Genomic DNA, 13,331 nt, shown 5'->3' with positions numbered 1-13,331 from the left:
ATAAAGCCTGGGATAAAGAAAATAATATATCGTATTGCATCTATATACTTAATTGATAGTTCAATTTTATAGGTGTCTTTTTTGATGCCCGATTTTAATAATAAAATAGTGGATCTGCCAGAGTTAAGAGACAGATTATTTGTTTTTCACCATAGAATGCATGCGGGTGAAATATTAGCCACGATGCTAAAAAAATATGAAAATACAAATACCATTATTTTAGCTATTCCTGCCGGTGGCGTGCCGGTTGGTGATGCAATAGCCCGTATATTAAAACTTCCCCTAAATGTTGCTGTGGTAAGCAAAATAACTTTGCCCTGGAATACAGAAGTAGGGTATGGTGCGGTTGCTTTTGATGGAACTGTTGGTTTGAATGAAAATTTCGTAAAACAACTGGTACTGGAAGATATAGAAATCAAAAAAGGAATAGAAAATACCCAAAAGAAAGTACAAAAAAGGATTGAAAAATTTGGATTGGATAAAGATCCTCTTAATATAACAAACCGACCTGTTATACTGGTTGATGATGGTGTTGCTTCAGGTTTTACTGTTTTAGTAGCTTCAAAAGCTCTTAAAAAAATAGGGTGTGATGAATTAATTTTAGCCACTCCCACTGGAAGTTTAGACAATCTAAATCTACTGAAATCTCAGTTTAGTAGGATTTACTGTGCAAATATTCGAAGTGGACATACATTTGCTGTGGCCGATGCCTATCAGCAATGGTCTGATGTTAGTGAAGATGAAGTAATGGATATATTGAAAAAAAGATGTTATTAATTTAATATAAACTTTAAGATGAAATCTAATCCTGAAAAATTAAGGGCTGGCGCAACAGTAAAATGTAACGATAAAAATGGAGTGATAGGCGCAATTATTAACTATAACGACAAAATTTGTGCCTTAACTGTTTATCATCTTATCAAAGCTGCAAAATGTACTTTAGATAGTGAATTTTCCTTAAACGGATTTAAGGGAAGCATTTCAAAGATTTTGGATGACCTTGATCTGGTAATAATTGAATCTGATGCATCTTCAGATGAATCAGAAATTTCCAATTTAGGCCGTCCTCGGATTGGCTCTGCATATGCACTTAATGGTACAAAAAAGAATTCATGTAACGTAATGACTGTTGGAAAAACTTACCACTATCTCTCTTTTTCCCATCGTTCTATTCCTCTTCCAGGAGATAGTGGATCCCCTATAATACAAAATAGAAAGGTTGTAGGGATTTTATCCTCTGTTTTCTTTAATAATGCTGCGGGAATAGCAGTATCTGTTGAAAATTTTATTTAAAGATGTGGAATCATTCTCTATCACAAAGTAATGTTCCGCCTACACCTACATCCTCTGAATCCATCTCCCTAATCAGTACAATCATTGCACTTTCAGGTAACTTCATAATTTCACTTGCCGATTTAGTAAAAGCTCCAACAAGTGCTTTTTTCTGTTCTTTACTTAGTTTAGGGGAATCTATTGTTATAACTGGCATTTTTATCCTCCTTTATAATGTTTTTTTAGATATGAATTATTATTTAGGTTTGATCTAAATATCTTAAAAATCTGTCCATCCACTATCTAGTTCATTAATCAAATTTTTTCATAATTTCATTAATAAGTTTGCAGAAAAATATTTTCTCTTTTAGTTCCCATAATATAACTGGTGAAAATATGAGTAAAATTGCAGTTTTAATAGATAATATGTTTGAAGATGTAGAATACACCGAACCTGCAAATGCATTTAAAAGAGAAGGTCACCACTTAGTTCATGTTGGACTTGGAAGAGGTAAGATTGTCAGAGGAAAAAAAGAAAATACAGAAGTAGTTATTGATAAAGCAATAAAAGATGTGTCTGTGGAAGATTTTGATGCTCTTTTAATTCCAGGTGGTTTTTCCCCTGATAATTTAAGATCCCATGATAATGTGGTAGAGTTTACCCGTGAATTTATGGAAAGCAACAAACCTGTATTTGTTATTTGTCATGGTCCCCAACTTCTTATAACTGCCCAACAACTCCAAGGCCGTAAAGTTACTGGATGGAAATCTATAGTACAAGATATAAAAAATGCTGGAGCAGAATATATTGATGAAGAAGTAGTAGAAGATGGTAATCTGATTTCAAGTAGACGTCCTGGTGATTTGCCCTCATTTATTGCCGCATCTCTTAAAAAACTTAAATAAGTTAAAAATACTAATTATTTAAAAGACTTGGACAGTTTAATACTAAAAATTAGAAATGCCTTAATAAGTTTTAATGAATTATTTTGTAGTGGGTTTAATTATTAGAACCAACTTATATTATCTGTTTTATCTAAGATTAACTAGAACAAATTCTAAGGAGTCAAACACATGATCGGCGAAAAAGAGCTTATTAAATTATTCCCTGAATTCAAAGAGCTGGTTCAACCTTCTGGCATTGATCTACCATTAGACAAAGTTTACATCCAGAAGGGCTCAGGTTCACTTATTGATAATGAAAAAAATCTTCCAGAACTGGAAGAGGTGGAAGGTCCTTTATATACATTAAAAGCAAAAACCAGTTATCTAGTTACTGTAGACCGAAAGATAAAAATACCTAAAGGTTATTCAATGCTTTATCTTCCAAGATCAACTCTTTTAAGGTCGTTTATATCCATCCATACTGCAGTAGGAGATCCTGGATTCTACGGAACTCTGAACTTCATGTTGTATAATTACGGAAACTTTGATTATACAATTAAAAAGGGAGAACGAATAGCACAAGGCGTAGTGTTTGATGTTACTGGTTCTGGAGAATATAATGGAAGTTATCAAGAAGAAGATTAATTCCTTTTTCTAAAAAATAAATTTGAATAAAAGACTTATATTAAATCTTTTAATTATCCTTACCTTCCTACTATCAACTAATTTGTTTAATTATCCCTCAATTTTTTTATAAACTAATCTTCGAAGCTAAATGGCATCATCCAGAGCGTCAACTGCTTCTGGATTTGCAAGTGTGCTTATATCACCTACTGGCTCTCCTTTGACTTTGGCTTTTATAACCCGTCTCATTATTTTACCGGAACGGGTCTTAGGAAGATCCGTGACAAAACCAATGTATGAAGGACTTGCAATGGGCCCTATCTCCTTTCGAACATGTTCTCTTAGTAAATGCTTGAATTTAGGCATATTTGTATAACCTTCCTTCAATACTACAAATGCACTAATCTCTTCTCCCTTTAAAATGTCAGGTTTTCCTACCACTGCAGCTTCAGCTACTGCATAATGACTTACCAGTGCAGATTCAACCTCAGCCGTACTTATCCTATGTCCGGCAACATTAAGTACATCATCCTCTCTTCCCTGTATCCAGAAGTATCCATCTTTGTCTTTGCGGGCAACATCACCACTTAGATAAACATTTTCAAATTCACTCCAGTAAGCATCAACATACCTTTGCGGGTCATTGTACAAAGTCCGGAACATTGACGGCCAGGACGATTTAATAACCAGATGTCCTCCTTTCTCCTCTAAAGATTTACCATCATCATCAAAAATGTCCGCCTTAACTGTGGGAAATGGTTTTACTGTTGAACCAGGTTTAAGGTTTGATATGGGCAGAGGAGTTATAAGGTGCATTCCTGTCTCTGTCTGCCACCAGGTGTCCATAATTGGACAGTTCCGATTTCCAATATGATTATAATACCACATCCATGCCTCAGGATTTATAGGCTCACCAACTGATCCCAACAATCTCAAAGAACTAAGATCATGTTTATCCGGCCATTTTTCTCCATATTTCATAAACATTCGTATTGTAGTAGGGGCCGTGTAAAAAACAGTTACTCCATAATCTTCTATCATCCGCCAGAATCTACTAGGATCAGGATAATCCGGCGTACTTTCATACATGACTGAGGTGGCCCCTAACATTAGAGGAGCATAAACAATATAGCTATGACCAGTTATCCATCCAATATCTGCTGCACACCACCATATATCCTCTTCTTTCAAATCAAAAACAAATTTAAGGGTGGCATAGGTTCCAACAGCATATCCTCCATGAACATGGAGAACACCTTTAGGTTTACCAGTGGTGCCTGAAGTATACAGAATAAATAAGGGATCCTCTGAATCCATAACTTCAGTTTCACATTCACGATTCATATCTGCAATTGCATCGTGCCACCACATATCCCTTCCTTTTACCATTTCTATATCACAATCACAGTGGTTAACAACAATCACATTTTTAACAGAGGGTGTTTCATCTAAAACTTCATCAACATTCTCTTTTAAAGGAATTATTTTGCCCCTCCTATAAAATCCGTCAACAGTTATAGCAATTTTGGCTTGGGCGTCATTTGCCCTGTCCTGAAATGCTTTTGCCCAGAAACCTGAAAATACAACGGAATGGACGGCGCCAATCTTAGCACATGCCAGCATGGCGATGGGTAGTTCCAGAATCATAGGCAGATAAATAGCTACCCTATCTCCCTTTTCAACTCCTAATTTTTTCAATGCATTGGCAAATTTGTTTACTTCACAATAGAGATCATAGTAAGTTAACTTTTTTACTTCTCCTGATTCTCCTTCCCAAATATAGGCCACCTTATTTTTCCGCCAGCTATGGGCATGTCTATCCAGTGCATTGTAAACAATATTGAACTTCCCATCTAAAAACCATTTAGCATGGGGTGGATTCCACTGGGAAACTTTATTGTAGGTTTTAAACCAGTCCAACTCCCCTGCGATCTCATCCCAAAACCATTCAGGATTTTCATCTGCTTTTTTTAATAATTCGTCATAATCATCAATATCATGCTCGTCCATCCATTTTTTAATGTTGCTATCATTAACCAACCCTTCAGGTGTTGTGAAAATTCTCTCCTCTTTTAAAAGAGCATCCAGATCTTTCGGCATAAATAATCCCCCTCTATCAAAATATGCATGTTATCTAAACTAATTATCTATTCTTTTTATGTTAAATTTTTTTTTTAAATATTTAATGGAAAAGATTTGGTTCGTCTTTCAATGCTAATTTGAAAAAATTGTCAACCAATTAATTAAATTAATAACGTTTTACTACCAATAGTATTGTAATGAAATCATCTAGTGAAGATATAAGATGCGCCGATGCATTAGTGAAAATCTTAGAAGAAAATGGGATAAAATTTATTTTTGGCCATCCAGGGGAACAAATTCTCCCATTCTACGACGCACTTAGAAAATCCAAAATAAAACATGTTTTAATGCGGCATGAACAAGGGGCCGCACACGCAGCAGATGGATATGCCCGATCATCTGGAAAATTTGGAGTTTGTATCGCCACTGCCGGGCCAGGTGCATTAAATTTAGTTATGGGTGTGGCAACTGCATATAAAGATTCTGTTCCTTTGCTGGTTATAACTGGAGATGTTCCAACTGATCTTGCTGGTGGAAATGTCTTCCAGGAAATTGACTTAGAATCTATTTTTCGGCCTATTACAATTGAAACATTCCAGATCAAAGAGAGTGAAGAGGCAATTAACAGCTTGAAAAAGGCAATTAAAATGTTAAAAAATGGTAAAACAGGGCCTATTCATCTTAATATTCCAAAAAATATTTTTAACTATAATGTGAATCATTCCAGTATCCAGAAAGAAGTTGAATATCACACAGAAAAGGATTTAAGCCAGTTAAATTCCGCCCTAAAAACATTGGAAACTTCTAAAAAACCCCTTATCGTGGCGGGTTCTGGTGTTATGTGGGGTAATGCCCGGAATGAACTGGAAAAATTTGTGAATAAATATAGTATACCTGTTGCAACTACATATCATGCTAGAGGAGTAATATCTGAAGAACATCCATTATGTTTAGGTATGGTAGGACTTAGAGGCACTGATGCTGCTAATTTTGCAGGTAAAAATTGTGATTTAGTTATTGGATTAGGTTGTCGGTTTTCCGAACGTACCTGGGTTGGTATCAACCAGGCCAAGATAATCCATGTAAATTTAGATCCAGACGTCTTGATAGGTGATTATAAAGTATGTACTTCAGTTAAAGAGTTTTTAACTAAAATTATAGAGTTAAATCTGAAAATAGATCCAAAATGGCTGCAAGAAATTAATCAATATGAAAAATATCACCATATAAAAACTGATTATAAGGAAAAACCCCTGAAACCTCAAAAAGCCGTTAAAGAAATTTTAGATGGAGCCGCTGATGCACTAATAGTTAATGATGCTGGTGTCCATACTACCTTTGTTACGCTTCTAAGAAGAGTGAAAAAGCCGGGTTCATTAATTTTTTCTGGTGGTTTTGGGCCTATGGGATATGCGTTGCCTGCATCGGTTGGTGTGGCTTTGGCCCGTAGGGGAGAAACTGTGGTAGTTATAACCGGTGATGGAGGATTTCAAATGACTCTTCAAGAGCTGGCAACAATTGCCCAGGAAAAACTACCCATATTAATCTGCATAATTAATAACAGTAGCCTGGGAATAATAAAACAGTGGCAGGATCTATACTATAATGGACGATATGAGGTGGAAATGGAAAACCCTGATTTTGTAGAGCTTGCAAAGTCTTATGGTATTGATTCATCCCGAATTGACTCTCCTGGAGCTGTTATTGAAGCTGTGAAAAAGGTCATAAATCTTAAAAAACCCTATTTGATTGATATTATTGTTGACTCAGAAGAGGGAATACCTCTTCCCCAGGTGTTAGAATGAAAGTTTTGCTTATAAATCCACCATATGTAAATTCCAAGTATAAATTCATAGGATTAGTCGCTCCCCCTCTGGGCATTGCATATATTGCCGCAGTATTAGAAGAAGGTGGAGTTGATGTTAAAATAATAGATGCCGCAGCCATGGAAATGGAATGGGATACTTTAAAAAAAGAAATAGAGAATTATTCTCCAGATGTTGTGGCCATAACCGCTTTAACCCCCACCATAAACAAAGCTCTTAAAACTGCTAAAATTACTAAAAAAACCTGTCCAAATGCAAATATTGTCATGGGAGGTTATCATCCCACTTTCACCTACACTGAACTCTTAAAAAATGATTTTATAGATATCGTGATTCTGGGTGAAGGCGAATACACCATGCTGGAGTTGGTGAAAACTCTGGAAAAAGGTGGTGATCTAAAAGAGGTAAAAGGTATAGCCTGTAAAGATTTTACCACTCCTTCCAGAGATATAATAAAGGATATTGATAGTCTTCCTTTCCCGGCACGGCACTTACTGCCTATGGATGAATACAAAGTTCTTAATATCAAATTACCCACCGGTACTCTGATATCTGGTAGAGGATGTCCTTTTAACTGTTCATTTTGTGCTTCCTCAGCCATGCACGGGAGAAAAATGAGGTTTAGATCAGCTCAAAATATTGTGGATGAAATAGAACATCTTATATCAGATTATGATGCAGAAATGATTGCTTTTATGGACGACACATTCACATTGCGCCCTGAAAGAGTAATCGAGATATGTGATGAAATTAAAAAAAGGGATTTGGACTTTTTCTGGGGATGTACCGCTCGGGTGGATACTGTCTCAAAAAGCCTTTTAAAGAAAATGAGAGAAGCCGGATGCATTACCATTTTTTACGGGGTTGAATCAGCAGACCAACAACTTCTAGATGGTATGAACAAGAAAATTAGTGTGGATAAAATAAGAAATGCATTTAAACTTACAAAGGAAGCAGATATGCGGACAATTGCCTCTGTAGCCATTGGCATGCCTGGTGATACCAAGGAAAATATTGAAAAAACCATTAATTTCGTAAAAGATCTGGATGCGTCTTATGCTATTTTTTCACTGGCCACTCCTTATCCTGGTACAGCATTTTACAATGAAGCCCGTGCAAATGATCTTATTAAAGTAAATGACTGGTCCAAGTACACTCTTTTAAGTCCAGTTCTAGAAACAGTAGATTGTTCCCTGGAAGAACTTAAAAAGTTGCAAAAAAAAGGATTCCGGAAATTTTATCTAAGACCGGGTTATATTCTACGTCAATTACGTATGGATGGTTTTATAATCTTAAAAACTATTGCCGTCATGATAAAAGAAGTTTAAATCGTGTGAAAACAATTTTTTATAAAAAATGAATTAAAAAAAGAAAAAGGAAAAAAAATTAGAGATTTTTTGGTAGATAAGTATCTGCTACTGCAGCTACTCCTTCTCCCATCTCCACTTCAAAACCAAATTCCCTTAAAGTCATCTCCAACGATGAAATAGTGGTTATAAGTTCTCGATGGGTAATATTGCCCATGTGACCTATTCTGAAAATGTTTCCTTTAAGGTGGTCCTGTCCGCCAGCTAGTTCTACATGATATTTGTTTCTCATAGTTCCTCGAAGTTCTCTGTCAGTTAAACCTTCCGGCATATTAATTGCAGTGACTGTGGTTGAAGAAACCTCTTCTTTAGGGAATAATTCTAAGTTAAGAGCTTTTATAGCATTTCTAGTAGCTTGAGCAGCTATTTGATGCCTTTTAACCCTGTTTAAAAGTCCTTCTTCCATTATAACAGTTAATGCTTCGTGCATAGCATACATTAGTGATACTGCTGGAGTGTAAGGTGTTTCTGGAGGTTCAGATTGTCCGCTTTTCCGGTACTTTTTTAAATCCAGGTAATATGTTTGTGATTCTGTTTTGTCCACCACAGCCCATGCATCATCGCTTAAAGTTATAGCTGCCAATCCTGGTGGTGCAGCCAGACATTTTTGGGAACCAGTAACACATATATCAATACCATAGCCATCTACATCTACTTCGTCTCCACCTAGGGAAGATACTGTATCCACTACGTAGAGGGCATCATAATCACTCATTACTTTTCCAATTTCTTTAATGGGACTGGCAACTCCAGTAGAAGTTTCGTTATGAACCACTGTTACTGCCTTAATATCTTCATTTTCTTCCAGTGTATACCCAATATCATCAGGGTTTACTGCAGTTCCCCATTCAACTTCGATATCAACTGGCTTTCCACCGTGAGCTTCGGTTATCTGCATGAATCTTTGACCAAATTTTCCACCTACAACATTTAAAATCTTATCATCTTTATTCAAGATGTTAGCTATGGCCGCTTCCATGGCCGCAGTTCCAGATCCAGTTAATATATAGGATTGATTATCTGTCCTGAATACATCAGACATCATCTCATTGGTTTCGGTTAATATTTTACCGAAAATAGCGCTTCTATGATTTACTACATTCTCTGACATGGCTTTTAATACTCGGGGAGCTACCCTGGTAGGTCCTGGTATCATCAGCAGTGTTTCGTGCATCTAAAAAAACCTCCAATTATAACTTCACTTATAAGCTTTATCTATAATAGATAATGATTTATTTTTATAGTATTAATATTAATTTAAATGCTTTTAATGAATACTAAACCAATTTTTGGTAATAAATCAGAAAATTGGAATTAATAATATTAATGGACCAAAAATTTATATAAGGATAACCTCCATAGACTAAAATCTAATTATCAACCATTCCAGTACTAAAAATATTTAAGGACTACGGATAATTCGAATACTAATTCAATTCAATATTTATATCTCATTTTAAAATTTAAATATCTGAAAAAACAAAAAGGTATAAGTGAATATTATGGATAAAAGAGCTAAAATTATTCTAATCATAGTATTTACCATTGTAATTACTTTGGGAGTATCTTTAGGCTTTTTTTTGCAAGATTATTTGAGGGTAAGCTCCCAATCACAGGTGCTTAATTTAGAAGAAGATTTTGAAGTCCCAGAAGAAATTTCTGAAGAAGTAGAAAATACAACTCCTCCAATCAGTGACACTCCCCCTTTTACAGATACTGTGGAATATAAGGGAAGGAATTATACTGTTTTTGAAGAAGGTAAACTAAAGGCTTTAGGGCCAAATAAAGTAAAATGTCCTTATTGTGAAGGCACTGCAATACAGGTAGGTTCAAATATCATTGAAGGGTGGTATTATTACTATTACCACTGCGAATCCTGTGATGCATACATTGCAGAATACGCAAAAAGTCGCTGAAAATCCTTTTTTGGATGGATTTATTGGTTCTAAAATAAAAATCAAAGCGATACTTCGTTTAATCTCTTTTTATTTTTTTAAAAAAATTGATGATAATAAAAAATTATTTTATAAACCACTACAATACTCTCTGTTATGGACATGGATACCTGGTTTTCATGGTATAAAACCATACTTAAAGAGTTTGGTTTTAGTAAAAAAGATGATGAAGATTCTGCACTTATATTAAGTAAACTATTAGAGGATAAATCGGTTTTATCACCACAAAAAATTAATATAAAAAAAAATGTGGTGGTTTTTGGTGCAGGCCCTTCTATTAAAAGAAATATAAGAGAACTTAAGAAAATCAACATTGATAATTTTACAATCATAGCTGCAGATGGTGCTACCACCGCCCTTTTAGAGGAAAATATAGTGCCTGACATAATAATCACCGACCTGGATGGTAAAATAGATGATATACTACAGGCAGATAAATTGGGTTCAGTACTTGTTGTTCATGCACATGGAGACAATCAGGATAAAATCAAGAAATATGTGCCACGGATCAAAAATATCATGGGAAGCACACAGAGTACCCCCTTAAAAAATGTGTATAATTTTGGTGGATTTACTGATGGGGACCGGTGCGTATTTTTAGCCATTGAACTAAAAGCACGTTTAATAATTTTAGCCGGGATGGACTTTGGAGATATTGTGACCAACTATTCACGGCCCGAATTGGGAAAATCATTAGATAACGCAGATGAAATAAAAAAATTGAAATTAGATTATGCTAAAAGGCTTATAGAATGGGCAGCAAGACATGAAAATGTGAAGATAGTTAATATATCCTATGGTGATTTATTAAAAGGGATTAGACAAGTGAAAGTTGATGAGATTAATTTAAACAGTTGAATGGGGCATTGAGGATCTTTTCTGAAAAATTTATTTTGAATTACATAAATGATGATTAAAAATAGAAAAAAGAAGATTTATTTTTCAGATTTATTCTTTCCAAAAATGAGAAAAATAAAGGTTATAATAATTTATAAAAAAATAATAAATTTTAATTACTAGTTTATATTTCACTTATTTCATGGACAATAGAAAAAAATTGCTTATTTTGATTATTTTGCCCGGAATAATCTTGGTTTTTATTGGACTATTAGCGTATCTTGATTACGAATTTTCTCCCACCTGGGATGATATGTTTGTAGAAGCTGTTGAAGGTGGAGAAAACAATACTGAATTGTTGAATAGTGTGGATAAACATTATAATATCGAATTAGAATATATGAAAGCAGAGCACAGAGCTACAATTGCGACTAGTGAATATAATTATAAGATAGGATCCATAACCAAGACAGAATTGGATGATTCATTGAAAGAGAAAGAGAAAATTTACAAAATAAACATAGAACAATTAAAAAAGAGCTTAGAACTTCGAAAAAAATACATTAATCAAGAAATAAGCAAAAATGAATATCAAAAACAAATCAAAGAAATATACAGCATAACGGAAAATCTAAAAAGCTTATACAAAGCTTCGGATGGAGACCTAACTAATTCTATTAATGATTTAAACAATGAATAAATTAAAAAAGAAAGATAAAATGAATAATTATTTAGACATCCTTCTAAATAATGTGAACTTGGCGGTCTCCGGTTTTTCCCCTTTTCTCCCCCAACAACTCTATGTTTTTACAGTTGCACATTAATATATTCAACAATGTAACTTATAAAGATTACTAAAAAGAGAGTATATGAAAAGTAATGTAACAAAAAATTTTATTTATGAATAAAAAATATGGGATGAAGAGGGGCTTAGATGAATAAAAGCATCAATTTTATTATTTTTGTTTTATTGATAGTTGGAATCGTTACTATTTCCGGATGTACTGAATCTCTAACATATGAAGAGCTTATAAAAGAATATGGAGCTCCACCCGCCGGTGATGAATTATCAGAATGGAATAAAGAGAATGCTAAAAAGGATTTTGTTGTTTATTTACAGAATTATACTATGCTAAAAGAGATGGATGTTGAAGAAGCTAAAAGACGAACATCACCCCGTGCTGAAGATGCAGAAATAGGATATCGAGTTTTAGATTATGGTGAAACCATCATTGAAGAAGTTAAAGTTTATTATGGTATATATGAAGATATCATTGCAAATCAAATTGAAGGAGAAGTATTATTCAAAATTAATAACAGATGGTACAGCATATATTGGGATGATAAAATTGGGAACCCAAATAAAAAAGCAATAGATGATAGAATAGCTTTGATAATCCGTGAAGCCAAAAATGTAGAATAATAATACTATGAATTTGTGGAAAAATAAAAAACTCCATAATGATCTAAAATTGGATGGAACATTTAGAATAATTGAGGGTTAAAATTGTGGAAAAAAAAATTTGTATATCTTTATTTTGATCCAGAAAAGCAAACAAAAGATAGGGAAAAAGCAATAGAACTAAAAAATCAAAATATTCCCGACGCTTTATATAAATATGGGCCTTTTGATAAGGAAAGCCATACATTAGACCTATTAAAAAATGATAAAATGTGGCTTTCAAATCCTAATAAATTTAATGATCCATTTGATTGTGCTATTTCCTCCATTCCAAAACTAGTGATAAATGAATACTTTCGTGAAGGAATAGATGGTATAATAAACAATATTTCTCTTGAATTAGCGCCTGAAGAAATAGATCATATAAAAAGTAGTACTGAACCTACTAAGGAACTATTAAGAATAATCAACACAAAAAATGTTTCAAATAGAAAAACACAAAAAATGGTTGAATTAATGCGAGAAGCAGATGAGAATGCAGAAGCAATATTAAAAGATTCAAAGGAGGAATATAGTAAGTTTTATAGTAAATTAATTAAAGAATCTAAAGATAAAACTTTTATTACTTGTTTTAGTGAAAAAAACGATTCAATTTTAATGTGGAGCCATTATGCAGATCGCCATAAAGGACTTTGCATTGAATATGATTTTAGTTCTCTAGAAAATCATGACCTTTTAAAACAATTTTTATTCCCAGTTATTTATGAAAATACTATTTTTGATGCAACTAAGTTTTTCATACACTCTAAGATCTTACATAATATTTCATATCGTGCCGCAATCACAAAATCCCATGAGTGGAGTTATGAAAAGGAATGGAGATACGTTAATACTATTAACAAGAAATCAAACGAACATTATATAAATTTACCTAAGCCTAAATCTGTATATTTAGGTGCGAAAGCAAATGAAGAAAATATTAAAGATGTTATCAAAATTGCTAAAGAAAGAAATTTTGAAGTATATAAAATGGAAATGAGAGATTCAGAATTTTATTTAGATGCAATTCGTATAAAATGAC

14 protein-coding genes are annotated in these 13,331 nt (G+C 33.8%); 11 read left to right on the top strand and 3 right to left on the bottom strand.

The features are described 5' to 3' along the window. The first annotated feature begins 84 nt into the window (after positions 1-84). Positions 85-777 carry a phosphoribosyltransferase gene (locus CIT01_06710; GenBank protein AXV37908.1) on the top strand — a complete coding sequence of 231 codons (693 nt, stop codon included), beginning with the start codon at positions 85-87 and terminating at the stop codon, positions 775-777. Positions 778-795: 18 nt separating this feature from the next. Continuing rightward, positions 796-1,293 carry a hypothetical protein gene (locus tag CIT01_06705; GenBank protein ID AXV37907.1) on the top strand — a complete coding sequence of 166 codons (498 nt, stop codon included), beginning with the start codon at positions 796-798 and terminating at the stop codon, positions 1,291-1,293. A gap of 10 nt (positions 1,294-1,303) precedes the next feature. On the opposite strand, the gene CIT01_06700 is transcribed toward CIT01_06705, so the two are convergent. Then, positions 1,304-1,489 (bottom strand): 4-oxalocrotonate tautomerase, encoded by a 186-nt coding sequence (locus CIT01_06700; protein ID AXV37906.1) that lies wholly within the window; start codon positions 1,487-1,489, stop codon positions 1,304-1,306. A 179-nt stretch (positions 1,490-1,668) separates the two neighbouring features. Between CIT01_06700 and CIT01_06695 the strand changes: the two genes are divergently transcribed. After that, complete coding sequence (locus CIT01_06695; GenBank protein ID AXV37905.1) at positions 1,669-2,178, top strand: protease; 510 nt, start codon at positions 1,669-1,671, stop codon at positions 2,176-2,178. A gap of 168 nt (positions 2,179-2,346) precedes the next feature. After that, positions 2,347-2,802, top strand: a complete 456-nt coding sequence (locus tag CIT01_06690; protein ID AXV37904.1) for a deoxyuridine 5'-triphosphate nucleotidohydrolase — start codon at positions 2,347-2,349, stop codon at positions 2,800-2,802. Between the two features lie 126 nt (positions 2,803-2,928). Here CIT01_06690 and acs read toward each other — a convergent pair whose 3' ends face one another. Beyond that, positions 2,929-4,881, bottom strand: a complete 1,953-nt coding sequence (gene acs, locus CIT01_06685; GenBank protein ID AXV37903.1) for an acetate--CoA ligase — start codon at positions 4,879-4,881, stop codon at positions 2,929-2,931. Between the two features lie 179 nt (positions 4,882-5,060). Here acs and CIT01_06680 point away from each other — a divergent pair, with 179 nt between their 5' ends. After that, the gene (locus CIT01_06680; GenBank protein AXV37902.1) at positions 5,061-6,668 is read left to right on the top strand and encodes an acetolactate synthase; all 1,608 of its coding nucleotides are present in this window, start codon (positions 5,061-5,063) and stop codon (positions 6,666-6,668) included. After that, positions 6,665-8,017 carry a B12-binding domain-containing radical SAM protein gene (locus tag CIT01_06675; protein AXV37901.1) on the top strand — a complete coding sequence of 451 codons (1,353 nt, stop codon included), beginning with the start codon at positions 6,665-6,667 and terminating at the stop codon, positions 8,015-8,017. Before CIT01_06680 ends, CIT01_06675 begins: the two co-directional genes overlap by 4 nt. 58 nt (positions 8,018-8,075) lie before the next feature. On the opposite strand, the gene CIT01_06670 is transcribed toward CIT01_06675, so the two are convergent. After that, entirely contained in the window at positions 8,076-9,230 is a 1,155-nt protein-coding gene (locus CIT01_06670) for an aminotransferase (GenBank protein ID AXV37900.1), read from the bottom strand. A gap of 328 nt (positions 9,231-9,558) precedes the next feature. On the opposite strand from CIT01_06670, the gene CIT01_06665 reads away from it, so the two are divergent. The 5 genes from CIT01_06665 (at position 9,559) to CIT01_06645 (ending at position 13,330) form a co-directional block, all read left to right on the top strand. Then, positions 9,559-9,972, top strand: a complete 414-nt coding sequence (locus CIT01_06665) for a hypothetical protein (GenBank protein ID AXV37899.1) — start codon at positions 9,559-9,561, stop codon at positions 9,970-9,972. A 135-nt stretch (positions 9,973-10,107) separates the two neighbouring features. Next, a complete protein-coding gene (locus tag CIT01_06660; GenBank protein ID AXV37898.1) occupies positions 10,108-10,869 on the top strand; it encodes a 6-hydroxymethyl-7,8-dihydropterin pyrophosphokinase in 762 nt (253 codons plus the stop codon). Between the two features lie 199 nt (positions 10,870-11,068). Further along, the gene (locus tag CIT01_06655) at positions 11,069-11,548 is read left to right on the top strand and encodes a hypothetical protein (protein ID AXV37897.1); all 480 of its coding nucleotides are present in this window, start codon (positions 11,069-11,071) and stop codon (positions 11,546-11,548) included. Between the two features lie 234 nt (positions 11,549-11,782). Further along, positions 11,783-12,271 (top strand): hypothetical protein, encoded by a 489-nt coding sequence (locus CIT01_06650; protein ID AXV37896.1) that lies wholly within the window; start codon positions 11,783-11,785, stop codon positions 12,269-12,271. An 84-nt stretch (positions 12,272-12,355) separates the two neighbouring features. Next, a complete protein-coding gene (locus CIT01_06645) occupies positions 12,356-13,330 on the top strand; it encodes a hypothetical protein (GenBank protein AXV37895.1) in 975 nt (324 codons plus the stop codon). Position 13,331 lies beyond the last annotated feature (1 nt).

Source organism: Methanobacterium sp. BRmetb2 (genome assembly GCA_003491285.1).
Lineage (GTDB): Archaea > Methanobacteriota > Methanobacteria > Methanobacteriales > Methanobacteriaceae > UBA117.
Note: the sequence above shows the minus strand (reverse complement) of the source record. Positions and strands in the feature narration are given on the sequence as shown.